The 25,956-nt window shown below is 31.2% G+C and carries 30 protein-coding genes, 1 pseudogene and 1 other annotated feature; of the genes and pseudogenes, 30 read left to right on the forward strand and 1 reads right to left on the reverse strand.

The annotated features are described in order from the left end of the window. The first annotated feature begins 491 nt into the window (after positions 1-491). From BUA48_RS08740 to BUA48_RS08860, 26 genes and pseudogenes are all read left to right on the forward strand, one after another. Positions 492-815 (forward strand): flagellar basal body protein, encoded by a 324-nt coding sequence (locus BUA48_RS08740; protein WP_072831677.1) that lies wholly within the window; start codon positions 492-494, stop codon positions 813-815. A gap of 5 nt (positions 816-820) precedes the next feature. Next, positions 821-1,225 (forward strand): flagellar basal body rod protein FlgC, encoded by a 405-nt coding sequence (gene flgC, locus BUA48_RS08745; RefSeq protein ID WP_072831678.1) that lies wholly within the window; start codon positions 821-823, stop codon positions 1,223-1,225. Positions 1,226-1,236: 11 nt separating this feature from the next. Beyond that, entirely contained in the window at positions 1,237-1,536 is a 300-nt protein-coding gene (gene fliE / locus BUA48_RS08750; protein WP_072831679.1) for a flagellar hook-basal body complex protein FliE, read from the forward strand. Between the two features lie 25 nt (positions 1,537-1,561). Continuing rightward, positions 1,562-3,091, forward strand: coding sequence for a flagellar basal-body MS-ring/collar protein FliF (gene fliF, locus BUA48_RS08755; protein ID WP_072831680.1), 1,530 nt, complete (start codon positions 1,562-1,564; stop codon positions 3,089-3,091). Between the two features lie 15 nt (positions 3,092-3,106). After that, the gene (fliG, locus tag BUA48_RS08760; RefSeq protein ID WP_143147690.1) at positions 3,107-4,162 is read left to right on the forward strand and encodes a flagellar motor switch protein FliG; all 1,056 of its coding nucleotides are present in this window, start codon (positions 3,107-3,109) and stop codon (positions 4,160-4,162) included. Then, positions 4,155-4,901 carry a FliH/SctL family protein gene (locus tag BUA48_RS08765; RefSeq protein ID WP_072831681.1) on the forward strand — a complete coding sequence of 249 codons (747 nt, stop codon included), beginning with the start codon at positions 4,155-4,157 and terminating at the stop codon, positions 4,899-4,901. Before fliG ends, BUA48_RS08765 begins: the two co-directional genes overlap by 8 nt. Positions 4,902-4,911: 10 nt before the next feature. Next, entirely contained in the window at positions 4,912-6,219 is a 1,308-nt protein-coding gene (fliI, locus tag BUA48_RS08770; RefSeq protein WP_072831682.1) for a flagellar protein export ATPase FliI, read from the forward strand. Positions 6,220-6,230: 11 nt separating this feature from the next. Further along, positions 6,231-6,671 carry a flagellar export protein FliJ gene (gene fliJ / locus BUA48_RS08775; RefSeq protein ID WP_072831683.1) on the forward strand — a complete coding sequence of 147 codons (441 nt, stop codon included), beginning with the start codon at positions 6,231-6,233 and terminating at the stop codon, positions 6,669-6,671. Between the two features lie 12 nt (positions 6,672-6,683). Continuing rightward, positions 6,684-7,910: a flagellar hook-length control protein FliK gene (locus tag BUA48_RS08780; RefSeq protein WP_072831684.1), complete on the forward strand. Its 1,227-nt coding sequence runs from the start codon at positions 6,684-6,686 to the stop codon at positions 7,908-7,910. A 42-nt stretch (positions 7,911-7,952) separates the two neighbouring features. Next, the gene (locus tag BUA48_RS08785) at positions 7,953-8,426 is read left to right on the forward strand and encodes a flagellar hook assembly protein FlgD (protein WP_072831685.1); all 474 of its coding nucleotides are present in this window, start codon (positions 7,953-7,955) and stop codon (positions 8,424-8,426) included. Between the two features lie 30 nt (positions 8,427-8,456). After that, positions 8,457-9,266 carry a flagellar basal-body rod protein FlgF gene (gene flgF, locus BUA48_RS08790; protein WP_072831686.1) on the forward strand — a complete coding sequence of 270 codons (810 nt, stop codon included), beginning with the start codon at positions 8,457-8,459 and terminating at the stop codon, positions 9,264-9,266. Positions 9,267-9,280: 14 nt separating this feature from the next. Beyond that, the gene (locus tag BUA48_RS08795; RefSeq protein WP_072831687.1) at positions 9,281-10,096 is read left to right on the forward strand and encodes a motility protein A; all 816 of its coding nucleotides are present in this window, start codon (positions 9,281-9,283) and stop codon (positions 10,094-10,096) included. Then, positions 10,086-10,790 (forward strand): OmpA family protein, encoded by a 705-nt coding sequence (locus BUA48_RS08800; RefSeq protein ID WP_072831688.1) that lies wholly within the window; start codon positions 10,086-10,088, stop codon positions 10,788-10,790. The genes BUA48_RS08795 and BUA48_RS08800 overlap by 11 nt, the downstream gene beginning before the upstream one ends. A gap of 3 nt (positions 10,791-10,793) precedes the next feature. After that, positions 10,794-11,195 carry a hypothetical protein gene (locus tag BUA48_RS08805; protein WP_072831689.1) on the forward strand — a complete coding sequence of 134 codons (402 nt, stop codon included), beginning with the start codon at positions 10,794-10,796 and terminating at the stop codon, positions 11,193-11,195. Then, positions 11,167-11,832, forward strand: a complete 666-nt coding sequence (gene fliP, locus BUA48_RS08810) for a flagellar type III secretion system pore protein FliP (RefSeq protein ID WP_072831690.1) — start codon at positions 11,167-11,169, stop codon at positions 11,830-11,832. The genes BUA48_RS08805 and fliP overlap by 29 nt, the downstream gene beginning before the upstream one ends. 13 nt (positions 11,833-11,845) lie before the next feature. Next, positions 11,846-12,115 (forward strand): flagellar biosynthesis protein FliQ, encoded by a 270-nt coding sequence (gene fliQ / locus BUA48_RS08815; protein ID WP_072831691.1) that lies wholly within the window; start codon positions 11,846-11,848, stop codon positions 12,113-12,115. A 5-nt stretch (positions 12,116-12,120) separates the two neighbouring features. Beyond that, complete coding sequence (locus BUA48_RS15795) at positions 12,121-12,876, forward strand: flagellar biosynthetic protein FliR (protein ID WP_341465245.1); 756 nt, start codon at positions 12,121-12,123, stop codon at positions 12,874-12,876. Between the two features lie 26 nt (positions 12,877-12,902). Next, entirely contained in the window at positions 12,903-13,970 is a 1,068-nt protein-coding gene (flhB, locus tag BUA48_RS15800) for a flagellar biosynthesis protein FlhB (RefSeq protein ID WP_242944327.1), read from the forward strand. Between the two features lie 11 nt (positions 13,971-13,981). Next, positions 13,982-16,036 (forward strand): annotated as a pseudogene (gene flhA, locus BUA48_RS08825) (flagellar biosynthesis protein FlhA). A gap of 16 nt (positions 16,037-16,052) precedes the next feature. Continuing rightward, positions 16,053-16,769, forward strand: a complete 717-nt coding sequence (locus tag BUA48_RS08830) for a sigma-70 family RNA polymerase sigma factor (protein WP_143147692.1) — start codon at positions 16,053-16,055, stop codon at positions 16,767-16,769. A 12-nt stretch (positions 16,770-16,781) separates the two neighbouring features. Beyond that, positions 16,782-17,555 carry a flagellar hook-basal body complex protein gene (locus BUA48_RS08835; protein WP_072831693.1) on the forward strand — a complete coding sequence of 258 codons (774 nt, stop codon included), beginning with the start codon at positions 16,782-16,784 and terminating at the stop codon, positions 17,553-17,555. A 12-nt stretch (positions 17,556-17,567) separates the two neighbouring features. Beyond that, positions 17,568-18,329, forward strand: a complete 762-nt coding sequence (locus tag BUA48_RS08840) for a flagellar hook-basal body complex protein (protein ID WP_072831694.1) — start codon at positions 17,568-17,570, stop codon at positions 18,327-18,329. 15 nt (positions 18,330-18,344) lie between these two features. After that, positions 18,345-19,235: a FliM/FliN family flagellar motor switch protein gene (locus BUA48_RS08845; protein WP_072831695.1), complete on the forward strand. Its 891-nt coding sequence runs from the start codon at positions 18,345-18,347 to the stop codon at positions 19,233-19,235. Positions 19,236-19,237: 2 nt separating this feature from the next. Beyond that, positions 19,238-19,501, forward strand: a complete 264-nt coding sequence (gene fliN / locus BUA48_RS08850) for a flagellar motor switch protein FliN (protein ID WP_072831696.1) — start codon at positions 19,238-19,240, stop codon at positions 19,499-19,501. 29 nt (positions 19,502-19,530) lie between these two features. Further along, complete coding sequence (locus tag BUA48_RS08855) at positions 19,531-20,277, forward strand: C39 family peptidase (protein ID WP_072831697.1); 747 nt, start codon at positions 19,531-19,533, stop codon at positions 20,275-20,277. Positions 20,278-20,394: 117 nt separating this feature from the next. Continuing rightward, entirely contained in the window at positions 20,395-20,955 is a 561-nt protein-coding gene (locus tag BUA48_RS08860; protein WP_072831698.1) for a DUF2238 domain-containing protein, read from the forward strand. A 196-nt stretch (positions 20,956-21,151) separates the two neighbouring features. Here BUA48_RS08860 and BUA48_RS08865 read toward each other — a convergent pair whose 3' ends face one another. Further along, on the reverse strand, positions 21,152-21,454 hold the full coding sequence (locus tag BUA48_RS08865; protein WP_072831699.1) for a hypothetical protein: 303 nt from the start codon (positions 21,452-21,454) through the stop codon (positions 21,152-21,154). A gap of 352 nt (positions 21,455-21,806) precedes the next feature. Between BUA48_RS08865 and BUA48_RS15580 the strand changes: the two genes are divergently transcribed. From BUA48_RS15580 to BUA48_RS08885, 4 genes are all read left to right on the forward strand, one after another. Continuing rightward, positions 21,807-22,304: a hypothetical protein gene (locus BUA48_RS15580; protein ID WP_072831700.1), complete on the forward strand. Its 498-nt coding sequence runs from the start codon at positions 21,807-21,809 to the stop codon at positions 22,302-22,304. A gap of 205 nt (positions 22,305-22,509) precedes the next feature. Beyond that, complete coding sequence (locus BUA48_RS08875) at positions 22,510-23,046, forward strand: VanZ family protein (protein WP_072831701.1); 537 nt, start codon at positions 22,510-22,512, stop codon at positions 23,044-23,046. 51 nt (positions 23,047-23,097) lie between these two features. After that, positions 23,098-24,798 (forward strand): ABC transporter ATP-binding protein, encoded by a 1,701-nt coding sequence (locus BUA48_RS08880; RefSeq protein ID WP_072831702.1) that lies wholly within the window; start codon positions 23,098-23,100, stop codon positions 24,796-24,798. 147 nt (positions 24,799-24,945) lie between these two features. Beyond that, positions 24,946-25,214: a binding site (T-box leader), on the forward strand. 110 nt (positions 25,215-25,324) lie between these two features. Beyond that, a complete protein-coding gene (locus tag BUA48_RS08885) occupies positions 25,325-25,954 on the forward strand; it encodes a class I SAM-dependent methyltransferase (RefSeq protein ID WP_072831703.1) in 630 nt (209 codons plus the stop codon). The last annotated feature ends 2 nt before the right edge of the window (positions 25,955-25,956 follow it).

A 25,956-nucleotide genomic window follows, 5' to 3' on the forward strand; every position in this document is an offset into this window, starting at 1 on the left:
GCTAAAAAGTATCATGTGATATAACCATAACTAGTAATACTTTAGGATTATGAGTTTAATCATTAGTATACTTTGAGGTCTTAGTAAAACTACTATCTTCGGACAGTAGTATTTTTTTATGCTTAATGACAATAAATGTATTAAATTTATAAAAAATAACATAAAAAATTTGATGATATGAGTTAATTGTAAAAATTTTAGAGAAGAATACTAAGGCTCTATAAAGTTTAAATAAACGGTTATATAAATAATTTTAATAAAAAATATTATGATTTTGTAGATATAAAGTAGATTTTTAAGAAATAGTAAACTTAAAAATTATATTAAATAAACGAATTTGAATATTTATTAAAAATTTAGGGGGAAGTATTTGATTAAACTAAACTTTCAAGTACTTTTAGTAAAGAAAAAACTTAACATACTACTCTTTTAGTAGCAGTAAGGTTTTTTATAAGTGGATTTAATAAATTTTTGAGGATGGGGGAGAAGGAATGCAAGTATATCAACTTCTAAAGAATGGGTTAGATGTAACTGAATTAAGGGGGAAAACAATTGCAAATAATATTTCGAATATTAATACGCCAGGATATAAAAGAAAATATGTTACCTTTACAGAAACTCTAGATAAGGCTAAGAATCAGGGGAAAATAGAAGTAAAAGAGGATAAATCAACTTCAATGAGAACTGATGGAAATAATGTAGATTTAGAAAGTGAAAAGGTTAATCAAGCTGCTAACTCACTTATGTATAACGGGTTAGTAAGTATTACTAATACTAAACTAGCCATAGCTAGAACTGCTATAACAGGAAGGTAATAAATATGAGTATATTTGGTGGGATGAGAATTAGCGCAAGTGCACTTTCAGCAGAGAGATTAAGGTTGGATGTTATATCTTCTAATATTTCCAATGTTAGAACCACAAGAACTGAGGAAGGTGGAGCATACCGTAGAAAAACAGCAGTATTTGCAGAGAACTATGATAAAAAGATGGGTATGCTTGGAGTAAAAACAGTAAAAATCGAGGAGGATAAATCCCCATTAAAAAAGGAGTATAATCCTCATCATCCAGATGCAGATGAAGAAGGGTATGTTGAATATCCTAATGTAGATTTACTTGTTGAAATGTCTGATTTAATATCAGCTTCAAGGGCATATGAGTCCAATGTTGATACTTTAAATGCACAGAAAAATATGATTTCGAAAGCTTTAGAAATTGGAAGATAGTGAGGGGTATTATGGATATACAGTCGATTGGAAAAAGTTCAATATTAAATAATGTTAATATGCGAAAGTCTGTTGAAGAAAATAATAAGGAAACAAGCTTTTCTCAGGTTATAGGGGAGGCAATTAATAAGGTTAATGATGCTCAGATAACTGCTGATAAGAAGGTTGAGGGATTTATAAAGGGTGAGAATGTTAACATGCATGATGTTATGCTTTCAATGCAGGAATCACAACTATCTATGCAACTTCTTATAGAAGTAAGAAATAAGGTGGTAGAAGCCTATCAAGAGATAAATAGAGTACAACTCTAATTTTCTCAATTAAGAGGTAAATAGTATGCAGAATTTTGTACAAAGCATAAAGGATTTCGCAAAAAATACTAAGGATAAGTTTAAGGCATTAAGTAAAAATAAAAAATATGCCATCATAATTGGAATTGTAGCAATAATATTAGCTGTAATTTTTAGTGTGACTTACGGTATTAAGAATAAATATGGAATTTTATTTTCAGGATTAGATAACTATGATGCAGCGAATATTTCTAAAACCCTTGAGGATAAAAGTGTTGAAACTAAGATTAAGGGAGATACGATTTATGTCCCTAGAGAACAGGTAGACAAGCTTAGACTTGAGTTATCACCTACAATAACAAATGGTTCAAAGGGATTTGAATTAATGGATGAGGGTGCAAGTTTATCTATGACCGATGAAGAATTTGAAATAAAAAAACTTAGAATGCTTCAAGGAGAGCTAGAAAAAACTATAAAGACTTTTCCACAAATAGATGATGCAAGAGTACATATAACTCAAGGTGAAGAATCTGTTTTTAGCAAAAACAGTAAGGTTGGGAAGGCTGCTGTATATGTGTCTCTTAAGAATGGAAAAGATTTAGATGAGACTCAAATAAAGTCAATAATTTCTTTGGTTTCTGCAAGTGGACGAAACATTCCTAAGCAAAATATTGAAGTAATTGATCAAAATATGAATCTGTTATCAGAAGGAATCTACGATAAAGATGGAAATGCTGTTAAGGGCATGGGACTAGCAGCTTCAAGGAATGCTGAAAGAGAACTAAGTGACGAACTAAAGAAATCTTTAGTAGAAATGTTAGAACCTATTTTTGGTAGAAACAAAGTTAAAGCTACGGTAAATGCAAATTTGAATTTTGATACAGTTGAAAAAAGTGAAATAAAGGTTGATCCAGATAAGGTAATTAAATCTGAAATAAGAAGTGAGAATACATCAAAAGATGGTGCACAAACAGGTTCACCAGTTGATAACAATATGAATAATACTGCAGGTGGAGAAAATAGCGGAAGTTCTTCAAAGGAAGAACAGATTGAGTATGAGGTAGGGAAAACGGAAACCAAGACCATAACAACCTCTGGAGAAGTAAAGAGACTAACGGTATCAGTTGCTATTGATGGAAACTTACCAGCAGCTAAAATAGCTAGTGTTGAAAAAATGGTTGCTTCTGCCATAGGTATGAATACAGAAAGAGGAGACGAATTGTCAGTTGTTGCTATGGAGTTTAATCCAGATGCTAACAATGTATTTGACGACAAGGAAGCTGCACCAGAGACTATGAAACAAAAAATCATAAATATAGCGATAATTGCTGGAACTATACTTGCTGTTTTAACAATTGCACTTATAGCTTACTTAATTTATAAAGGTAAGAAAGATAAGTATGAGGCAGAAGAAGAACTTGAACTTGAAGATACAAATGATTTAATAGCAAGAATGGTCAGAGAAAAGGAAATTGAAAAAACAACAGAACTTAGCTTAGAAGATGAAATTAAGGTGATTGTTTCTCAAAGTCCAGAGGAAGTAACTAAGCTGATCAAGACTTGGTTAAATGACTAAAGGTAGGTGATAAGGGTGTATAAGGAAATTGTAAAAGGGGAAAATGCTTACGACTTAGGTGCTTTAAATAAAGAGGATATAAGTGGAGCAAAAAAGGCAGCTGTAGTATTAATGACTATAGGGCCAGAACTATCATCTAACATTTTAAAGGAATTGTCAGATAAACAAGTACAGAAGATTGGAGTTGAAATTGCTAATCTTCATAAAGTTACAGCAAAGGAAAGAAGAAAGATTCTAAAAGAGTTTTTAGATATAAGAAAAAGCAATGAGTTTTCTATTGAGGGTGGTATTGATTATGCTAAAAGCTTATTACAAGGTGCCTTTGATGATTCAAAAGCCAGTAAGCTTATGGAAGGAATAAAATATGAGACTTACACAAAGGTATTTACATCAGCAAGAAAAGCAGATGCTAATCAAATACTTAGTTGTATAAAGGGTGAAAGTGCTCAGACCATAGCAATCATTTTAGCACACATACAACCAGAAAAATCTGCACAGATTATTTGTGCCTTGCAACCGGATCTTCAAAGGGAGGTTGCTTTGAAGCTAGGAAATATATCAACGGTTTCACCTGTAGTTGTAAAGGCTGTTGATACAATTTTAGAAAAAAAGTTAGCAGCCTTAGGAGAAAAGAAGGTAGAAGCTTCAAGTGGATTCGATAGTCTTCTTGATATCCTTACAAAGGTTGATGGAAGAACAGAGAAAAATATTATGAATTTTTTAGAAAATGAAAATAATGATTTAGCAGAAAAAATTAAATCAAGCATGTTTGCCTTTGAGGATATTGTTGGACTTGATAGTCAATCAATCCAAAGAATTCTTAAGGAAGTTAATCTTAAGGATGTAGCAGTTGCCCTTAAGGGGGGAGATGGAAGAATATCCGATATTATATTTAGTAATCAATCTTTAAGAGCTGCAGAAGTACTTAAGGAAGAAATAGGCTTACTTGGAGCTGTTAAGGTATCTCAAGTTGATGAAGCTAAACGTAATATTGTTAAGATTATCAGGAGACTTGAGAGAGAAGGCTTGATAAGCATAGCTAAGGGAGCGGAGGATGAGTTCGTTGTCTAGTAATGTACTTAGAAATAAAGATATACACATTGATGGCAAGGTAAGTTTGAAGGTTTCATCAGGAGGAGAGATTTTAAGTATTCCAGATAGACTTATAAGAGAAAGAGAAGATATAGAAAATAAAATTAAAGAAGTCAAAGAGGAATATGAAAAAATCTTTAAGGAGCTTCAAGAAAAGAGAGAAATAATGATATCAGAAGCTAATGAGCAAGCAAAGATAATAGAGAAACAAGCTTATGAATTAGGATATGAACAAGGTACGAAGAATGGTTATGAGGATGGATATAAGGAAGCCTATGAGAAGAATGTAGATAAGGCTATGGAAGAAAGCAGAAGGATTAGAGAAGAAGGTTATAGTACTCTTTTAGAAATTCACAATGAAGCTGAAGCTTATATCATAGAAAATAAAAAGAGCATTCTTGAAATAGGAGTAACCATTGCAGAACAAGTACTTAGAGATAAATTTGAAGAAAAGGATGCAATGAATTCTCTACTTGAAAATGTAATAAAGGAATTTAATCAAAAGAAGGATTTAATTATTAAAGTAAATCCAATCTATATCGAAGAGCTTCAGAAAAGTGTGAAGGAGATGGTTGATAGATTTGATCTTTCACAAAAGATTTTTGTTATTTCTGATGGAGCAATAGAAAAGGGAAATGCAGAAATAGAAACTACTGGAGGAAGATTAACTGTTGGTATAGATAGTGTTTTAGAAAAGGTTAAGGCAGAGCTGCTATAGAGGAGGCTGTATGATATCTATAGATTTTAATAAAACACTTGAGAAGATAAAAAATATTACACCCTATATTTCAGAAGGTAAGGTGAAAAAGGTAATAGGACTTACTGTGGAGGTTGAGGATTTAAAAACCTCTGTAGGAGAACTTTGTACAGTTTATAACCAAAGCAATCAGCCTATAAGCTGTGAGGTGGTTGGCTTTAGGGAAAATGAAATAATTCTAATGCCCTTAGGTACCTTAGTGGGAATAGGGCCAGGATGTAGGGTAGTTGCAAGTGGAAATCCTTGTAGTGTTAAATGTAGTGATGAACTTCTAGGGAAGGTTATAGATCCCTTAGGATTACCTATAGATGGCAAGGAGATAACTTCTGGAGAGAGATATAGTTTATTTAATAAACCACCAGATCCAATGAAAAGAAAAAGAATAAAAAATATAATGTCCACGGGCATAAAGGCAATAGATGGCTTTATAACTTGTGGAGAGGGTCAAAGAATAGGAATATTTGCTGGAAGTGGAGTTGGAAAAAGTACAACTCTTGGAATGATAGCAAAATCTGCAGAGGCAGATGTTAACGTAATTGCTCTTATAGGGGAAAGAGGTAGAGAGGTTTTAGATTTCATAGAAAGAGATTTAGGACCAGAAGGAATGAAAAAATCTGTTGTTGTATGTGCAACCTCAGATAAACCACCTTTAGTAAGACTTAAGGGAGCTTTAACTGCAACATCTATAGCAGAATATTTTAGAGACCAAGGTAAAAAAGTAATATTAATGATGGATTCTGTAACGAGATTTGCCATGGCTCAAAGGGAAGTTGGACTTGCAATAGGGGAACCACCTGCACAAAAGGGGTATACACCTTCAGTTTTTGCAGAGCTTCCAAAGCTAATGGAAAGAACAGGAGTTTCAGATGTTGGATCAATCACAGCTTTTTATACAGTGCTAGTAGATGGAGATGATTTTAATGAACCTATAGCTGATGCTGTAAGGGGAATACTTGATGGACATATAGTTTTATCAAGGGAATTAGCTCATAAAAATCATTATCCAGCAATAGATGTTTCCAATAGTGTCAGTCGTTTAATGAATGATATTTGCGAGAAGGAGCATAAGAAAACTGCATCACATGCAAGGGATTTATTAGCAACATACAAGGAAGCTGAAGATTTAATTAACATAGGAGCTTATGAGCATGGCTCAAATTCTAAAATTGATAGATCTATAGAGTATATAGATAGAATTAATGGATTTTTACAACAAGGAATAGATGAAAAGAGTTCCTTTGAAGAAAGTGTAAGTAGTTTATTAAACATATTTAGATAGGGGGATTAAACTTGGAAGACTTTAAATTCAGACTTCAAAAGGTCTTGGACATAAGAGTTAAAAATGAAGATGAAAATAAGATAAAATACTCTAAGGCTCAAAGTGAAAAAAGAGCCGTAGAAAAGGAATTAGAGGATTTAAAGTTAAGCTATCAGAAATATTCAGAAGCCATTCATATAGAGGATGGTGTTGAAAGAAGCATAGTTTCAAATTACTTGAGTTTTGTATCTAATATGATTGAGAAAACAGACAGTGAGTTACATGAAAAAGAGGTTTTAGTGAATGAGGCTAGGCTTGAACTTCTTAATAGTCAGATTGAAAGAAAATCTATAGAAAAGTTAAAAGAGAATAAGTATAAGCTTCATAAAAAGGAAGTTGACCATAAAGAACAAGCTATTAATGATGAGTTTGGAATGTATTCTTATTTTAGAAATGTAGTTCAGAGCCTTTAGGAGTTAATTAGTATGAAGATAGACATGTTACCAATGGCAGTTAATTTCGGTAACTGCGAAGAAATAAAAACAGATAAAGAAAATAGAGGTTTTCTAAATTTTCTGAATAATAAAATAGAAAGATCCTCAACTGATAAAAGTGAGAATATTAAAGAAGTTGAAGTTAATGATAGTCATAAGGACTCAGAAGATGAACTTATAGCTCTTATGACTTCAATACTAAATGCTTTAGGAAAGTTAGATAATAATCAATTAGTAAAAACTAAGGATATTCCTGATTTGACTATAAATCTGGAATTACTTGAAAAGGTTCTTGTTAAATTAGAGCAAAAGGAAGGAATTAATGCACAAAATCTTGCGGAGTTTTTAAAGGGAAATAAACTTGAAGAGCTTTTAAGTGAATTAAATTTAGACCTAGATAAACTTGAATTAAGCAAAGAAGAAGGAACTAAGTTATTTATAAAGATAGTAAATAAACTAGGCGAAGGAAAAGCTTCTAGTAGTATAGAGAAGGGTGGAAATGGATTAAAACTAGAAGAACATAGTGAAGTTAATGATATAAAAGCTGCAAAGAATATACAAGGTGCAAAGGATATTCAGGGAGCAACCATAGAGAACTCTGAGAGCTCTAAAGTTCATGATAAGCCTTTAGATATTAAGGATAAACTATTTGACCTTGGAGCATTTAAACATAGAAATATTGTACTTGAAGAAAGACCATCAAATTCACAGGGAGAACTTAGCTTGTTAAATAGAATAGCTTTTTCTTCAGATAGTAAAGTAGAAATACCTAAAGAGGCAGCACCTACTGTAGTTAGAAATGAGTTTTTAGGGGCTGATATGCTAAAGGTTGTAAAGTATATAAGCAATAACAGGATAGAAGAGCTAAGTGTAAAAATTACACCTAAAGAACTTGGAGAGGTTAGTATAAAACTTTTAAAAGCTGAAGATAACAATGAGTTAATTATAACCTTAGCAAACAAAAAAGCATATGAGCTTATAAAGGATAATGTTGCTGATATAGAAAAACATATATCTAACTTAGATATAAAAATAAAAGAGGTAGTTGTGCAAGTAAAAAATGAGGTTTACAGTGATTTTTTAGGAAACTTTAATGAACAGTTTAACAAAAATAATTCAAGACAACAACAAAAGAATAACCTTACTAAGAAAGAAAGTTCCTTTGAGGAAGAGCAAGAAAATCAGGGGGATGAGTCTAATATTAATTTGCTAGTGTAGAAGGGGTTTGTATTACATTCATAGGAACATAGGGAGGTAATCATGGAAATAAGTAACGTAAGAAGTGTGAAAGATAAAACGGAAAATGGAACGCCAATAGTTCAACCAGGTAAGGAAACAGATAAAGATATATTCCTAAAAATGCTGGTTGGGCAAATGACGCATCAAGATCCATTTAATCCTCAAGACCCAACACAATACATCACTCAATTAGCTCAGTTTTCAACACTAGAGCAGATGATGTCAATGAATGATGGACTAGAGTATCTTGCTACAGTAAATAATGGTGTTTTAATCAATAGTGCGCTATCAACCTCATCAGCCTTAATTGGTAAAGAAATTGAACTTTGTGTTAAAGGTGATAAGGGTGAAAAAGTTGATTATTCAGGAGTTCTTAAGAGTGTATCAATTAAAGATGGTACTGTTTATTTAGAAGTTAAACTTAGTGATACAGGAGAGACAAAGGAATTTCCATATTCATCATTAGTTAAAGTAAAAGACAATACTGAAAGTTAAAAGAGGACTTGTAAAGGGGAGGAAATAAAAATGTTAAGATCAATGTATTCAGGAATAAGTGGAATGAAGGCAAATCAAACTAAAATGGACGTGGTAGGTAATAACGTAGCAAACGTAGGTACTACAGCATTTAAAAAGTCAAGTGCAAGATTTACAGATGCTTTAAATCAAACTATGATCCATGCTAGTGCACCAACTGGTGGAATGGGAGGAACAAACCCAGGACAAGTTGGAATTGGTACTAAGGTTGCAGGAATTTACAAGTATATGGGACAAGGATCTTTACAGCCAACAGGTAGGGTAACGGACATGGCTATAGATGGAGATGGATTTTTCGTAGTTGAGAAAAACGGGCAAGTAGCATTTACAAGAGATGGATCATTTTCTTTAGATAAGGGTGGAAACTTAGTTACTGCTGATGGATATAGAGTTTTAGATGATGCAGGAAACCCAATAGTTATACCAACCACTATCAATAATGGAGGAAAGGATAAAAGTGTAATATCTGTAACAGTGTCTAAGGACGGGAATATATCCTTAGGACTTGAAGATGGTACAAAGGTAGAAAATCATTCTAAACTTAGAATTGCTGTATTCCAAAATCCAGAAGGATTAACAGCTTTATCAGGAAACTTATACGGTCAGTCTTCAAACTCAGGGGATCCTATATATAATGCAGAGCATGGCTCAATAATTCAAGGAGCTATCGAAATGTCTAATGTAGATTTATCGGAAGAATTTACAGACATGATAGTTACTACAAGAGCCTTCCAAGCATCAAGTAAAGTAATCACAACAAGTGATGAACTTTTACAAGAAATTATAAATCTTAAGAGATAAGTAAGAGGGAAATTATGAGAAAGAAAGATATATTAACACCGATAGGAATTCTACTGGGTACAGGACTTATTATTTATAGTATATCTGGTGGAGCTGGTGGACTTAGAGGGTTCTATGACCTATTATCCATATTTATAACTATTGGAGGGTCCTTTGCAGCATTAATTATAACTTATCCATTAGATGAAATAAAATTAGTATTAAGAATGACCAAAAACCTTTTTGAAACACCTTCCATAAAGAAGGTTGAGATGATAGAAAGCTTTAAAGAGCTGTCTATAGATGCTAGAAAAAATGGTTTACTTTCATTAGAAGGAAGAATAAGTGAAATTGACGATGAGTTTATGAGAACTGGTTTAGAATTAGTTGTTGATGGAATAGATACAGAGTTAATTGTTGAGATAATGAATAACAAAATTGACGAGGTAGTTAACAGACATGATAAGGGTGCTAAGGTTTATAAAACTTGGGCAGCTTATGCACCAGCCTTTGGTATGATAGGTACACTAATAGGTCTTATACAAATGCTTGCAGAGCTTGATAACCCTGATATGATAGCTAGTGGTATGGCAAAGGCTTTAATAACAACCTTCTATGGTGCTTTACTTGCTAACTTAATTCTAAATCCTCTTGGATATAACCTTCAAAATAAAGGGGAAAAAGAAGCTGAAAACAGAGAGATGATGTTAGTTGGAATTCTAAGCATTAAAAATGCAGAAAGTACAAGAGTATTAGAAGAAAAGCTAATGAGCTTTTTAACTGAAAAAGAAAAGCGTTTATATTTAGGTAGTAAAAATGTAGATAAGAAGGTCGATAAGAATGTCGCGTAAAAGAAAAAGTAAAGATGAAGGACTATCAAGTTCTTGGATGGATACCTATGCAGATACCATTACTTTATTGCTAACATTTTTTATATTACTATATACCTTCTCAATAGTTGACAATGAAAAGCTTAAGCTAGTTGGAGCGGCGTTAAGAGGACAAGTTGAAGGCGTACCTATGACCAACGAAAAATTAGAAGATATACCAGAGGATCTTACTCCAGGTATTGGAGCAAAAAATCCTTATGATTTATTAGTTGAAAAAGTTACGGATTTACTGGAAAAAAACAACTTAAGTGATGATGTAAAGATAAGAGAAGAGGATGCTGGAGTAATTCTTCAGCTAGGAGATAGTATCTTGTTTGATACAGGACAAGCAGAATTAAAGACTGGTTCTTATAAGATACTTGATGTAATAGGTACATTAATACCACAGATTGATAATGAAATTATGGTTCAAGGTCACACAGATAATAGACCTATAAATTCTTCAAAGTATCCTTCTAACTGGGAACTATCATCAGCTAGAGCCCTTGCTGTTGTTAAGTATTTTATAAATGAAAAGGGTCTTAGTGCAAATAGATTCTCGGGTACTGGATATGGAGAATATAGACCTTTAGTACAAAATACTTCAGATGAAAATATGGGTATTAATAGAAGAGTTGATATTTTAATAGTTCAACAAAAGGAGACTGGAGAATAGGGTATGGACAAAACGCTTATACAGTATTTAATTAATATTATTTTATTAGTACCAATTGTATTGTGTTTAATAGTGATTTCATTAAAATTAAGTAAAAAGGGCATAGACAACTTCAATATGAAGTGCTATGCCCAGGTCATAGAAAGATTCAATTTAAATAAAGATACTACCTTATATGTGCTTAAGATGGGAACTACTGGTTGCGTATTGGTTTCTTCAGCACATAATACACAGGTAATAAAAGAATTAAATGAAAATGAAATAGAGGAAATAATAAAAATGAAGAAAGATAAGCAAAATGTAATGAATTTATCAAAGATACCAGGCTTTGATATAAAGAGTTTTGCAAATAAAAAATTTGTAAGGGAAAAAGAAGATGGAGATACTAAAGGAAATATTAGCTAATGGTTCAGGATTAAATCCAAGCATACAGATAGTGTTCTTCATGACTTTTCTTATGTTCTTGCCAACAGTTGTAATAATGATGACAAGTTTCGTAAGAATAATAATTACCTTTTCATTTATTAAGTCAGCTTTAGGGGCTCAACAGAGTATTCCAAATCAGATTTTAGTTGGACTAGCTCTTTGTATGACTATATTTATAATGAGTCCTGTTATTAGCGATATTAATAAGAATTGTATTAAGCCATATATGAATGAAGAAATAAATGAAGAGGAAGCCTATATGCAATTGACAAAGCCTATATCAGCTTTCTTACTTAAGAATACAAGGGATGAGGACTTAAATTTATTTATAACACATTCAAGTATAGAGGATGAAAATATTCCCAAGGAAGATTTACCTTTAACTGTTATTGTCCCTGCCTTTGCTATAAGTGAATTAAAAACAGCCTTTCAGATAGGCTTTATAATTTATGTACCATTTTTGGTTATAGATTTAGTTGTGTCCAGTGCACTTATGTCCATGGGTATGTTCATGCTTCCACCAGCAATGATATCACTACCCTTTAAATTATTACTATTTGTAATGGTTGATGGATGGAATCTACTAGTAAAATCTTTAATTGAGAGCTTTGTGTGATAGGAGAACAGCTATGAGCGAAATAATGATAATGACAATTGTAAAAAAAGCTTTAGTGGCTGGAATTATGGTAGCAGGACCAATTTTAATGATATCCTTGATAGTTGGACTTATAATAAGTATTTTTCAAGCTACAACTCAAATTCAAGAGCAAACACTAACTTTTGTACCAAAGCTTATTACTATAATATTAGTTATGGTAGTTTTGGGACCTTGGATGCTTAATAAACTGGTTTTACTAACCAATGAGTTATTTGGCATGATAAGTAACGTAGTAAAGTAATGTATATGTTATTTATATTTTTTAGGATAGGAGCCTTTTTTATGGCTGCTAATGTATTTTTCCCAAGTGGAACACCTAAGATTTTCAAGGTATGTACTTCACTGCTTATATCTGCAATGGTGGGTATTAATATTGAAGCAAGTATAACAGTTGGGAGTACTTATGAACTTATAGTGTTTGCGATTCTTGAAACAGTTAATGGCTTAGTTTTAGGGTATATAGTAAATTTATGTTTTTACTCCTTAAAAATAGCTGGAAATTTAATAGATTATCAAATAGGATTGTCAATGTCGAGTACCTATGATCCTAATACTAATGCCAATGCAACAATTATTGAAAATTTTATGTATTTCATTGGATTAGTAGTGTTTTTTGGATTAAATGCTCATCATGTGCTTATAAACTCAATCCTAAATAGTTTTGAGATTATCCCAATAGGATACTCAATTATAGATAATAACTTTGGATACATAATTAAGGTATTTATAGAGTACTTCATAATTGGTATGAAGATAGCGAGTCCAATAGTTCTTATTCTTATAATAACAGATTTGATTACAGGAATAATTTCTAGGAGTATTTCCGGACTTAACGTTATGATAATAGGAATGCCTTTGAAAATGCTTATAGGACTTATTTTTATCATAGCAACCTTACCATTTATAATTAATGAAATACAGGAAATATTTAAAGGTTTAGGAAGCGTAATGGATGGTACTCTTAGCTTTAACCTTCAAGTGCTAAGTAGTTACTTGCTTTAGAAATTCGTATTAGGAGATAAGAGAAAATGTCAGCATCAGATAAAACGGAGCAACCCACCCCAAAGAGGAAACAGGATGAGAGGAAAAAGGGGAATGTTGCAAAGAGTAAAGAGGTTTCAAATGCTATAACCCTAGCAGCAGGGGTGTTTACAATTTTTATACTTGCTGATAGTGGAATAAGGTATCTTAAAATGTTTATTGCTTCTTTTCTAAAGTTGGATTTTACTACTGAACTTAGCAGTAACTTCGCAGGAGGATTACTAAAGGAAGGAATTTATGCCTTTGTAAAAATATTTTTTCCCGTAGCATGTGTGGTGATGGTCTTTGGTATTGTGTCTCATGTTATACAATCAGGATTATTATTTAGTAAAGAGGCTCTAAAGCCTAAATTCTCAAAGATTAATCCTATTGAAGGGATGAAAAACATGTTTTCTCAAAGGTCATTAGTAAGTTTAATTAAAAATACAGTATTATTAATTGCCTTATCATACATTGGCTATTCCTTTGTAAAGAGCAATTACACAGATATATTAAAAATAGGAAATGTACATTTTCCATATTTACTTTATGCAGCTATAGCATTAATAAAGAAATTATTTATGGTTGCAATACTTATTGCAGTAGTAATTGCAGTATTTGATTTTGCTTATCAAATATACTCCCATAAGCAGAAAATGAAGATGACTAAACAAGAAGTAAAAGAGGAGTATAAACAAATGGAGGGAGATCCTATTATAAAATCTCAAATTAGACAAAAACAAAGACAGATGTCTAGTCAAAGGATGACTCAGAATGCAAAGGATGCAACTGTTATAGTTACAAACCCAACTCACATATCTATTGCAATTAGATATGAAAGTGGAGTTGATGCAGCTCCAGTAGTTGTTGCAAAGGGAGCTGATTTATTAGCTAAGAAGATTAGAGAAATAGCTAAGGAAAATGATATACCAATAATCGAAAATAAACCACTTGCAAGGTTGATATATAAAGAAGTTGATGTTGACCAAGAGGTTCCATCAGATATGTATGAAGCAGTAGCTCAAGTGCTAATTGCTGTGTATAAGATTAAAAATAGATACAAGAAAAATTATTAGGAGAGTTGAGAATGGAGAAACTAGGCATCAAGAATAGGTTTGACGTAATTGTAGGTTTTGGAGTAATTGGAATAGTGCTTATGATAATAATTCCTTTGCCATCTTTTATCTTAGACCTTTTGTTGGTTTTAAATATAAGTTTATCAGTACTAATTTTGCTTATGACACTTTTTTCAACGAATATACTACAGTTATCAATATTCCCAACAATATTGTTGATAACAACTCTTTTCAGATTAGGTCTTAATATTTCCTCAACAAGACTTATATTAGGAGAAGGTTATGCTGGTAGTGTAATTGAATCCTTTGGAAGCTTTGTTGTAAGGGGAAATTACGTAGTAGGGATAATAATATTCCTTATAATTATAATCATTCAGTTTGTAGTAATAACAAATGGTTCAGGAAGGGTTTCAGAGGTATCTGCAAGATTTACCTTAGATGCTATGCCTGGTAAACAAATGAGTATAGATGCAGATTTAAATGCTGGAGTTATTGATGAAAGAACAGCACAAAAAAGAAGAAGAGAACTTCAACAAGAAGCTGATTTTTATGGTTCTATGGATGGGGCATCTAAGTTTGTTAAGGGGGATGCCATTGCCGGAATTATTGTAACTATTATAAATATAATTGGTGGAATGATAATTGGGGTAATGATGTTTGATATGAGCTTTGGAGAATCTGCTGAAACATTTATAAGACTTACCATCGGAGACGGTCTTGTTAGCCAGATACCAGCACTTCTTATTTCTACATCTGCAGGTATTTTAGTTACTAAGGCTGCCAGTGATGAAAGTTTTGCAAGTCTTGCAGGACAGCAATTAACTTCTATACCAAAGGCAATTATGATGACAGGTTCTGTACTTGTAATTTTAGGTTTAATGCCAGGATTACCGAAGTTGCCATTATTTACTCTTGCTATCGGTTGCATATTAATCGGAATAACCTTAAATAAAGATAATTCAGAGGTAAAAGAAGCAATTGAAAGTAAAGAAATAGAGGTTGAAGAAACAGGAACTGTAAATGAGGTTGAAGATGTATCGGAACTCTTAAATGTTGAACCTCTAGAAGTGGAAATAGGATACGGATTAATTCCATTAGCAGATGAAAGTAACGGTGGAGATTTGCTTCAAAGAATTTCCTCCATAAGGAGACAATGTGCTATAGATATGGGAATTATAGTTCAGCCTATAAGAATAAGAGATAACCTTCAGCTTAATCCAAATCAATATTGCATAAAAATAAGAGGCAATAAGGTTACAACCTACGATCTTATGCCAACTATGGTTTTATGTATGGATCCAATGGGATAGGGATTAGATATAGAGGGCATAAAGGCTGTTGAGCCAAGTTTTGGCTTAGAGGCTGTATGGATAAGCAAGGATAAGGTTGAGGAAGCCGAGCTTAGAGGATATACAATTGTAGATCCATCAACTATTTTAGTTACACACTTATTAGAAATAATTAAAAGTAAGTCCCATGAATTAATGGGAAGAGAAGAAGTTAAGGAGATAATAGATGCTACTAAATCAAGATACAGTGTAGTTGTTGAAGAACTAATACCTGATTTAATGACATTAGGAGAGGTACAGAAAGTATTTCAGAATCTTCTTAGGGAAAAGGTGGCAATTAAAGATAGAGTAACAATACTTGAAACCTTAGCTGATAATGCAGTTAATACAAAGGATATTGAATTACTTACAGAGTATGTGAGAATGGCTTTAAGCAAGGGAATTTGTGCAGAGCTTGTGGATGATAGTAATTACATAAATGTAGCAACTTTATCAGGAGAGGTAGAAAGACTTATTGCAAGTAATCTTCAAAAGTCATCAAATGGAACTTATCCAGCTGTTGATCCTGAAAGTACAAACAAGATTTTCAATAGCATAAAGGACATAAGTGAAAATGTTGATTTTTATAATAATAGACCAGTAATTTTAGTATCACCAAAAATAAGAGCACCATTTAAAAAACTTGTTGAGATGGTATTCCCAAATGTTGCGGTATTATCTTTAAATGAAATACCAAATGAGATACAAATAAAGGCACATGCAGTAGTGAATATATAGTGGGGAGGTAATTAAGTTGAATAAGGCTGAGAGAGAACAATGTATACTAGATAATATTAATTTAGTTAGATATATAGCATCTAAATATTATACAGAAAGTATAGGAATTGAGTACGAAGATTTAGTAAGCTATGGAACTATGGGTTTAATCGATGCTGCAAACAAATATGAGGACGATAGAAACTGTAAGTTTTCAACCTTTGCATCTATGAAGATAAAAGCTTCTATAATAGATGAAATAAGAAGACGTTCAGCAGTTTCAAGAAATGATGTGGCTAATATAAACAAATATAATTATGCTGTAAAAGAGCTTCAAAACAACTTATTTAGAGAACCTACTGAATTAGAAATAGCAAAGTTTTTAAGGGTATCAACTGCTGAGATACATAAGATAGAAAATAATATTCATTTAATGAGTACTACATCCCTAGATACGGTAATTTTTCAAGGGAATAATGATATAACCCTTGTTGATACATTGAAAGCTGAGGAAAGCTCACTACCAGATAAAAAGATTTTAGAGGATGAAAGGGTAGAAATACTAGCAAAAGCAATTGATATGTTAAAAGAAAAAGATAAGCTTGTGCTTTCATTATATTATTATGAGGAGTTGAACTTAAAGGAAATTGGAAGAATCCTTGAGGTATCAGAGTCTAGAGTGTGTCAGCTTCACAGTAGAGCAATAGTAAACTTAAGAAATGCAATGAACAAATTAAATTATAATATAGCTTAAGGGGGAGCAATTATGTTAAGAGGAATGTATTCGTCAATCTCTGCAATGCTAAATTTACAGGCAAGTCAGAGTGTAATAACAAACAACATGGCTAACATAAATACAACAGGATTTAAAGGTGAAACTGTAGTATCTAAAAGCTTTGATAAACTTATGCTTAGTAATAGAGATAAATACATTAATGGAGAGGGCAGAAAGCAAGAAATTGGAGGCTTAAATCCAGGTGTAAGAGTAGATGAGGTAAATACCAATTATGCTCAAGGAACAATAGTATCAACAGATAATGATAGTGATTTTGCTATAAACGGAAAAGGCTTTTTCACTATTGAGGATAAAAACGGAAACAGACGTTACACAAGAGATGGTGTATTTAAAGTAAATAGTATGGGATATTTAGTGACAACTTCAGGGGATAGAGTTTTAGGTGTAAATCAAGGAACTAATGCTTTAGAGCCAATATATGTTGGAGAGCAAAAGATATCCATGGACAATAGAAATAACATATTGCTAGATTCAAGGGTGGCGTATAAATTTAACATAGTAGATTTTCAAGATTATAACGCTTTAAATAAGGTTGGTCAGAACCAATTTGAAGGGAATAATCCAATAGCAGCTAATAATTATAATATACAAAATAAATCTAAAGAAACCTCAAATGTAGACCTTATAGATGTAACTTCAACTTTAATGTCAAATATGAGAGCCTTTGAAGCTAATCAAAAGGTAGTTCAAATTATGGACTCAACTTTAAGTAAGATAGCAAATGAAATAGGATCTATTAGGTAGGGGGAGAAGCTAATGTACGGGATGATGAATGTAAGTAAGTCTGGAATGAGTTCAAATCAAAATAAGTTAAATGTAATATCTAATAATATGGTTAATGCAACTACTACTGGATATAAAAGATTAGAGGTTGAATTTCAGGACTTAGTAAGAGAGAGTTTAAATAGAGATTCTTACCCTGTAAATAAACCTAATACTGACATAGGATCAGGGGTTAGATGTGGTAATGAGATAAGAAATACTATGCAAGGAAGCTTAAAACAATCTGGAATTAAAACGGATTTAGCTATTGATGGGGAAGGTTTTTTTAGAGTTATGAGACCCAATAACACCTATGCATATACAAGAAATGGCGAGTTTGCAATTGATGCTAGTGGAAAGCTTGTAGATGATTCAGGTAATGTACTAGATATACAATTTTATAATAATAACAGCTATGAAACTGCAGGTTTAACTAATGAAAACTTTACTGTAGATAAAATGGGACAAGTGTATGCTGGAGATAAATTGGTAGGGAAAATAAACGTATATACTGGCTCAGGTGATAATGACTTTTTATCAGTAGGAGATAGCTTATTTGTTCCTAAGGATGGTGTGAATTTAAATTTAGTTAATGACTCAAGTATTATGCAAGGCTACAAAGAGATGTCTAATGTTAACTTAGGTCAGGAGATGACTGATTTAATTTCAGTGCAAAGAGCTTTTCAGTTAAATAGTAGAGGAATGACAGTTGCTGATGATATGTGGTCAATGATAAATAATCTACAATCAAGGTAAGAAAGAGGATATAATATGGAAGATATAAAATTATATGACTTTAAAAAAAGTGAAAAGTTCTCCATAGAGAATATTAGATATTTTGTGGCTATGGCTGAGGAGTTTTGCAAAACTTCAAATATGCAAATAAGCTATGAAACTAAAAGTGACAGTTTTAAAATAGATTTAGAAAAATCAAGTCAAACAAATTTTGGAGAGTTTATAGAAACAGTTAATAGTAATAATGTAGTAGTTGAATATAGGATTTATCCTTTAGTAGAGAATTTGACCATTTTCTTTGATAAACATGTTGTACTTAGCTTAGTTGATTCACTATTAGGAGGAGATGGAAAAATTGAATCCATAGATAGGGATCTTACGAATATAGATTTAGAATTATTTAAGTATTTAGTAGATTGTTTACTTAGAAGAATATACATACCTTATCATTATGAAAGTATAAAAGTTGTTGATATATACACAAATACAGTTGAATATCAGAAGCTTAATAATAAAGATGTTATTTTCGAAGCATCATTAAATGTTGCCTTACATAAGGAGTCACTAGGTGCACTTAGATTTTGTATGCCATATAAAAACATGGAATCAGTACTTGGAGATTTAGTTAATAATAATATTAAGGGACTAAATAGATTAGATGAAGAGGGAGAAAACTTATTATCTAAAGACTCCTTAGATTTTACAAAGAATGTAGAAGTAGACATTTGTGCAAAGTTAGGAGTTGCAACAGTAAGTATCAATGATTTATTAAATCTAGAGTCAGGTGATGTAATCCTTTTAGATCAGAGGATTTATGAGGATATTACTGTAAGTGTGGGAAGCGCTGATGTATATAAAGCTAAAGTTGGGTTATTAGGAATAAAAAAAGGAATTCAAATAACTGATATAATTGATAAGGAGAGATAACAATGAATGAGAATATAGCTAGAGTATTAGATATACCAATAGAGATTACTGTAGTCTTAGGAAGAACAAAAATGGCTCTAAGTGAAATTTTAGAGTTAGGAAGAGGCTCTTTAATTGAACTTGATACCTTAGATAATCAAGATGTTGAGATTTTAGTAAATGAAAAGAAAGTAGCTTATGGACAAGTAGTTGTTGCTCAACAAAATTTTGGAATTAAAATAACTAAGGTACTAGAACCAGAGGATTTAGTTAAAACTTTGAAATAGACTTTTAAAATTTTACTTTGAGGTGTATGATGAAAATAGACAATGCAATTGAGAGAGGTAATAGATATATAGCATATGTAGTTTTAGCTGCATATGTAATTATAGGTATACTTTTATTGCCGCAAAAATTTAGTGTTGAAGAAATCATTGACACATCAATAGAGTCCTCGGAAAGAGTTGAGCATATTGAGGAAAAGCACTATTATGTTAGTGATGTTCCTTTAATAAATCAATTTCCCGAGCTTCCTACAGGTTGTGAAGTTACAAGTTCAACTATGCTTTTAAATTTCTATGGAGTAGATATTAACAAAGAGACCTTAGCAAATGAAATTTTAAAAGCTCCTTTGCCAGTATTAAGAAATGGCAGAGTTGAGGGTGAAAGTCCCTATGAATATTTTATAGGTAACCCTAGAGATAAGAAGGCATTTGGGGTATTTAATAAGCCTATATTTAATTTGATAAGCAAGTATATGGATGCTGAAAATATTACTGGATGTGAATTCTCACAAGTAATTGAAAAGATAAAGAATGGACAACCTGTTATGGCATGGATAACCAGGGAGCTTACAGAGGTACAATACACAAGTAGCTGGTATGTAAAAAATGAAGAATTCTGGTGGCCTAAGGGTGAACATACTATTGTTATTACCGGAGTAGAGGGAGATACAATAATAGTTAATGATCCTTATGATGGCAAGGAAAAGCGATATGAGTTAGAACGCTTTAAAAGAATTTGGGAGAGCATAGGAAGACAAGCTATTGTTATTTTGGAGTAAAGATGTGAATTTGATTCACATCTTTTTTTATAAGTAAAAACATAGTCTTTTTATTTTTGGTAATCATAAGACTTAAGATATAAAAGATAAAAATTAGAAAGAGAGTAGAGGAGAGTTATGGAAAAAAAATCATTTATAGGATACTTAAAAATTACCTTATTGGTCATTTATGTATTGTCTTTAGGACTGTTTATATGGAAGGGAAATTTCCTGGGAATTAGCATGGGTATATTTGGTATAGCTACAGTTATAATCTTAGGTTATATAAATAAAAGGATGCCTAATTTAGTGGATAGAAATCTTTTTGTTGTGTTGAATCTATTTGTGTTTTTTGCATCCTTATTAGGATCTAGTTTTAACTTTTATGATATTCCACATTATGATGATTTTCTTCATGTGTGGTCAGGTTTCATTGCAGTTGCAGCTGGTTTTAGCATATTAAGAGCATTAAATCCAACAACTAAATTTACACCCTTATTTACTATAGTATTTCTTATAATGTTTAGCTTAGGTGTAGGAGCTACATGGGAAATAGTAGAGTTTTTTATGGATACCTTTGCACATACTAATATGCAGGTTGGTGGATTACTAGATACTATGATAGATATGGTAGATGGACTGGTAGGAACAATAGCAATGGTTATTATACTTTGGATAAAGAAAGATATAAGAAGTTAAGTAAAAATAGAAAAGTAGTATTTAAAGGTGTGTTAAAATCTAAGATTTAGGGCATGTTTTAATATGATTTTTAACGTAATATTCAAATTAAATAGTTTTTTAAAGGAAGTCAAATGTTATCAAAAGCAAATGACTTCCTTTATTTTTTACTTTTAAATAAAGCTTGAGTGCTTTTGAAGCCTATACAATAACTAATTTATAGAGGGGGATTCTTTAGTAATTTAGCAGAAATACTAATACTAATTCCAGTAAGAAATCCACTTATTATACCATATAAGGTATCTCCAATATCAATTACATATATGCCAATAACTCCGATAATTAACATGATTATCAGTGCACAGCAAACACAAAAGAATGCTTTCAAGTCTTGTCTTATGGAAAGCCTCGAATTAATCTTATTTGTAACATTATATTTATCATCAATTTTAAAATATATAAATTGACTTATAATTATAGAAAGTAACATGGGTAATGCTTTAACTAATGAGTTAACCATAGTTTCTACACCTTCTTTTAAAGTATATTGTTTTGTAAATAGCATAAAATTAAGCATTAAGTTATATGTATTTATTAAATGTGAGCCTATATGCTATAATATGTTATAAATAGAAAAAATAAGTTTGAAACTTAAATTAACATTATTTTATTATCAAATCCATAGTTAAGTCAAGAGCTTCAATATGTGTAGTATATTAAATAAAATTCATTTGTTTTTTAGATTTATAGTTAAATACTAAAATTTAATTGAAGTAGTATATTCAGTTTTAATAATGATAGCAGTAAATTAAAAAGGAGATGAGGATTTAGTGAGGGATAAGTTTTAGGTACAAGCTCTTACTAGTAAGAAAATGAAGAAATTTAATGATATTTTTAAAATATTAATAGCCTATATTACAAGTTTTATTCTTTATCTTGCAACATATGAAATGCTAACTAAAGGAAAAGAAGTCTATAAATATTATCCATATATGAAGGGTTATGTTATATCTTTAATTATATTTACAGTAATGTTTTTACTCTTAATAAGAGTGTTTAAGGTTAATGTTAGAGGAAAAGCTATGGTTATTTTCATAGGAGTTATGCTAATTATTACTTTGATTTCAAATATAAATATGGAAACACTTATAGGGACAGGATGCACACCAGATGATCCTATTATTATTTTACCAGTTTTTATTATACTACCATGTATTATTATAGGTTTACCCTTTGTATCTTTAAATCAAATTTTAATCAATTATGATTTCTTTCAATATAGATACATTATTGTTCCATTATATTTATTAATGTTAGTGTTTCTCAGTGATGTGTTAAGCAAGATACCTAGGAATAGTAAAGAGACTTAAATCTATATATAAGTTCTAAGTAATACTTTACTGTGATGTTAATCTGTATATTTATTCTATAATACACGGTGCCTATAAATATGATGAAAATTGGTTACTAAAACATATATTTTAAAATAGCAGTGGATCAAGTTGTGGAGGCTTCATAAGTGAAGTTTACTTAACTTCTATTGCTTTTAGATTTAAGAGAAAGGAGGAAATTTATATGTTTATGAATTATTTAAGCATAGGTATAAGTTATTTAGTTATATCAATTCCTATAGCTATTATTTTGCTTTTAATTTATCATGGCATGAAATTTTTAATTGTAAAAAAGTTTAATGTTACAGCTCCTAAAATTCTATGCCAAATGGCTTGGATTGCTATTATAATTTCTATCTTAGGAATTACGGGGATAATTGGTGGAGATTATACTGTGACTTCCTTATTTCAGGGTACTTCACAGTTTAATTTTAGGATATTTGACCAGGGAATCAATAATGCAACCATATTAAATTTAGTATTGTTCATACCATATGGATTTTTAACACCTATTATTTTTGAAAAAATAGGTAAAAGGAGAATATATGGGGTGCTAATAGGTCTTGTATTTACACTTATAATTGAGTTTCTACAATCTTTTACGGGAAGGTTTGTAGAGTTAGAAGATATACTAATGAATACTCTTGGAACATATATAGGATATAGTATATCTATTGCATTAATAAGATATAAAATTAAAAAAGCGAATCAATGTGTCTAGGAGTGAGATTTTTTAGGGGAGATTTGGGGAATAAACAAGGGGGTATAATACATGAGGAGATATATTTTAAAAGAGAAAAAATTATTGCTTTTAAGTACAATTTTAACCATAATGGTTGCAGTATGTAACACTTCTATGGCTTTAATTATGAAGGAGCTTGTAGATGTAGGAACCATAAAAAATCTTTCTAAGTTTAAAATCTTAATATGTATAACGGCTTTGGTTATCATAGTACTTTTACTTAGTGAATATTTTAAGAAGGTTGTAAATAATACACTAATAAAAAAGTGGTCTATAGCCTTGAAGGATGATGTTTTTGAAGAGCTTTTAAAAAGAAATCCTAAGGTTTTCAATAGTGGAAGTTCAGGAAAATACATTTCTATTTTAACTAATGATGTAGATATGATTAAGGAGTCTTATTTTTCTTCAATAATATCTTTAATGCAAACTGTAATTCAGATTATTATAGGTGGTTATGCTATATTTAAGCTAGATGTAATCATAGGAATTGCCATAGTTGTTTTAAGTATTTTACCTTTATTTATTCCAAAGATAACAGAAAAATACCTTTCACAGAAAAAGGATTTTCAGTCAGAAAAGCTTAGTAAGTTCACATCTAATATAAAGGACATTTTTCAAGGTTTCAATGTAATAAAGAGCTTTAATATATATGACAAAATAAACAAGCAGTTTAAGAGAGCAAACTATGAATCTGAAGAGGCAGAGCTTAAATTCAGTAATTATAATAGCTTAGTAAATATTTTAACTGCACTTTGCTCATATTTAATGATATTAATTTCCTTAGCCATAGGAACATACTTGGTTATAAAGGGAAAGGCAACAGCTGGTATACTTATTGCATCAATACAGCTTATGGATATCATTAGTATGGCAGTTTTGGACTTTACCTATGAAGTAATAGATTTAAAGTCTGTTAAGCTTATCAATAAGAAAATTATAGAGATAGTAGAGGAAGATACACCTAGTGAAGAGGGTATAGAAAAATTAGATTTTAATAAGGAAATCAAATTTGAGGATGTAAGCTTTGCTTATGAAGAGGATAGAGAAGTTCTTAAAAATATAAATTTCTCCATGAAAAAGGGAGAGAAGTATGCAATTGTAGGGCAAAGTGGCAGTGGTAAATCTACTTTGTTAAGTTTACTTTTAAGGTATTACACAGAATATAAGGGCAATATTTATGTAGACGGGGTAGAGGTTAGGGAACTTAAGCTTAGCAATGTAAGTAAACTAATATCTGCAATTCATCAAGATATTTTTATATTTGATTCAGATATTAAGGATAATATATGTTTATTTAATTTTTATGAAGAAGAGGATATAAGAAAGGCAATAGAGCTTTCAGGGCTAGATAAAACCATAAATAGTTTAGGACTAGGCATTAATTCACAGGTTGGTGAAAATGGGGACAACTTATCTGGTGGAGAGAAACAAAGAATAGCTATTGCTAGAGCTTTAATAAGAGAAACACCTATTTTATTTTTAGATGAGGCAACCTCTAGTTTAGATAAGGAAATTTCCTATAAGATAGAAAGCTCTATTTTAAACTTAGAGGACATCACATCAATAGTAATCACTCATAAATTAAATGAAAGTCTTTTAAGTAGATATGACAAGATTATAGTTATGAAGGACGGAGAAATAGAGGAGATAGGTAGCTTTAATGAACTTATAAATAATAAAGCATACTTCTATAATTTATTTAATATTGAAGCTCAAGCAGTCTTGAAGTAACTAAAGTTAAGAAGCTTAAAGTATTAAGGTTAGAGAAATTTTCTATAAATAAGAAAATAACTATAGGAAATTAGAATAGCGTAAATTAATAAAAAGTATTGACTTATTACTTTTAAAGCATATAATAAAACATAAATCAATTAACCAATAAATGCTATGAAAAAGGAAAGTAGTGTATTGGAGGGTTACAGAGAGAAAGCGATGCTGAGAAGCTTTCACCTATAAGATATATGAAGTGCCCTTTGGAGCATGGATCCGAAATGGAGTTACACAATAGTTGAGTAACTTAAAAGTAGGAGACCACGGGTTCGCCCGTTAAAGCGATAGGGCATTATTATGTGCTTGAAGATAAAGTGAGATTCTTTTTGAATCTAATTAGGGTGGAACCACGGAGTAAACATAGCTTCGTCTCTAGATATAGAGACGGGGCTTTTTTATTTTGCCAAAACTTCAACAGCCTATAGTAAATGCCACTACCCTTTAATGTAATTTTAATACAAATATTCAATATTAAGGAGGAAAGTTTATGAGTTCAGTACAATACTTTAATGAGATAGCTGACAAATGGAATGTTATCCGAAGTGATTATTTTGAGGAAAGGTTAAAGTATAAGGTTTTATCAAAAACAAATGTAAAGGATAATGTAGTGGCAGATTTAGGATGTGGAACAGGATTTTTATCTGTGGCTTTAGCGTTAGATGCAAAAACTGTTTTCTCTTTAGATCAATCAAGAAATATGTTAAGACAAGCAAATGAAATTATGAGGAGTAAGAATTTTAACAATGTTTATTTAATGGAATCATCCTTAGAGAACTTAATTTTATTTGATGAATCTGTTGATGTGACGTTTATAAACATGGCTCTTCACCATGTTAAGGATGCTAAAAGAGCTATTGAGGAGATGTATAGAGTTATTAAAAGAGGTGGAAGAGTAGTTATAGCTGATGTTCAGGAGCATGATGGTAAGTGGGCTAAAGAGGAAATGTATGATGAGTGGTTAGGTTTTTCTAATTCTCAAATAGATAAATATTTAAAGGAAGTTGGGTTTAAAAATATACAAATAGAAAATACAGAGCTAAAGTGCAAAGGATATTCAAGTAAGGGTGAGTATACTGAAGCAGGAATATTTATTGCAGCAGCTGATAAGGAGGAATAGAT

It is taken from the genome of Clostridium collagenovorans DSM 3089 (genome assembly GCF_900130005.1).
GTDB classification, from domain to species: domain Bacteria; phylum Bacillota; class Clostridia; order Clostridiales; family Clostridiaceae; genus Clostridium_D; species Clostridium_D collagenovorans.

Excerpts from the sequence above, each read along its gene's own strand:
- BUA48_RS08885 (WP_072831703.1), top strand. The coding sequence starts at position 25,325 with ATGAGTTCAGTACAATACTTTAATGAGATAGCTGACAAATGGAATGTT.
- BUA48_RS08860 (WP_072831698.1), top strand. The coding sequence starts at position 20,395 with ATGGAAAAAAAATCATTTATAGGATACTTAAAAATTACCTTATTGGTC.
- fliN (WP_072831696.1), top strand. The coding sequence starts at position 19,238 with ATGAATGAGAATATAGCTAGAGTATTAGATATACCAATAGAGATTACT.
- BUA48_RS08875 (WP_072831701.1), top strand. The coding sequence starts at position 22,510 with ATGTTTATGAATTATTTAAGCATAGGTATAAGTTATTTAGTTATATCA.
- BUA48_RS08785 (WP_072831685.1), top strand. The coding sequence starts at position 7,953 with ATGGAAATAAGTAACGTAAGAAGTGTGAAAGATAAAACGGAAAATGGA.
- BUA48_RS08795 (WP_072831687.1), top strand. The coding sequence starts at position 9,281 with ATGAGAAAGAAAGATATATTAACACCGATAGGAATTCTACTGGGTACA.
- flgF (WP_072831686.1), top strand. The coding sequence starts at position 8,457 with ATGTTAAGATCAATGTATTCAGGAATAAGTGGAATGAAGGCAAATCAA.
- BUA48_RS08840 (WP_072831694.1), top strand. The coding sequence starts at position 17,568 with ATGTACGGGATGATGAATGTAAGTAAGTCTGGAATGAGTTCAAATCAA.
- BUA48_RS08800 (WP_072831688.1), top strand. The coding sequence starts at position 10,086 with ATGTCGCGTAAAAGAAAAAGTAAAGATGAAGGACTATCAAGTTCTTGG.
- BUA48_RS08855 (WP_072831697.1), top strand. The coding sequence starts at position 19,531 with ATGAAAATAGACAATGCAATTGAGAGAGGTAATAGATATATAGCATAT.
- BUA48_RS08740 (WP_072831677.1), top strand. The coding sequence starts at position 492 with ATGCAAGTATATCAACTTCTAAAGAATGGGTTAGATGTAACTGAATTA.
- fliF (WP_072831680.1), top strand. The coding sequence starts at position 1,562 with ATGCAGAATTTTGTACAAAGCATAAAGGATTTCGCAAAAAATACTAAG.
- fliE (WP_072831679.1), top strand. The coding sequence starts at position 1,237 with ATGGATATACAGTCGATTGGAAAAAGTTCAATATTAAATAATGTTAAT.
- fliP (WP_072831690.1), top strand. The coding sequence starts at position 11,167 with ATGGAGATACTAAAGGAAATATTAGCTAATGGTTCAGGATTAAATCCA.
- fliQ (WP_072831691.1), top strand. The coding sequence starts at position 11,846 with ATGAGCGAAATAATGATAATGACAATTGTAAAAAAAGCTTTAGTGGCT.
- BUA48_RS08780 (WP_072831684.1), top strand. The coding sequence starts at position 6,684 with ATGAAGATAGACATGTTACCAATGGCAGTTAATTTCGGTAACTGCGAA.
- BUA48_RS08865 (WP_072831699.1), bottom strand. The coding sequence starts at position 21,454 with ATGGTTAACTCATTAGTTAAAGCATTACCCATGTTACTTTCTATAATT.
- fliI (WP_072831682.1), top strand. The coding sequence starts at position 4,912 with ATGATATCTATAGATTTTAATAAAACACTTGAGAAGATAAAAAATATT.
- BUA48_RS15795 (WP_341465245.1), top strand. The coding sequence starts at position 12,121 with ATGTTATTTATATTTTTTAGGATAGGAGCCTTTTTTATGGCTGCTAAT.
- BUA48_RS08845 (WP_072831695.1), top strand. The coding sequence starts at position 18,345 with ATGGAAGATATAAAATTATATGACTTTAAAAAAAGTGAAAAGTTCTCC.
- flgC (WP_072831678.1), top strand. The coding sequence starts at position 821 with ATGAGTATATTTGGTGGGATGAGAATTAGCGCAAGTGCACTTTCAGCA.
- BUA48_RS08835 (WP_072831693.1), top strand. The coding sequence starts at position 16,782 with ATGTTAAGAGGAATGTATTCGTCAATCTCTGCAATGCTAAATTTACAG.
- BUA48_RS08880 (WP_072831702.1), top strand. The coding sequence starts at position 23,098 with ATGAGGAGATATATTTTAAAAGAGAAAAAATTATTGCTTTTAAGTACA.
- BUA48_RS08805 (WP_072831689.1), top strand. The coding sequence starts at position 10,794 with ATGGACAAAACGCTTATACAGTATTTAATTAATATTATTTTATTAGTA.
- flhB (WP_242944327.1), top strand. The coding sequence starts at position 12,903 with ATGTCAGCATCAGATAAAACGGAGCAACCCACCCCAAAGAGGAAACAG.
- BUA48_RS15580 (WP_072831700.1), top strand. The coding sequence starts at position 21,807 with ATGAAGAAATTTAATGATATTTTTAAAATATTAATAGCCTATATTACA.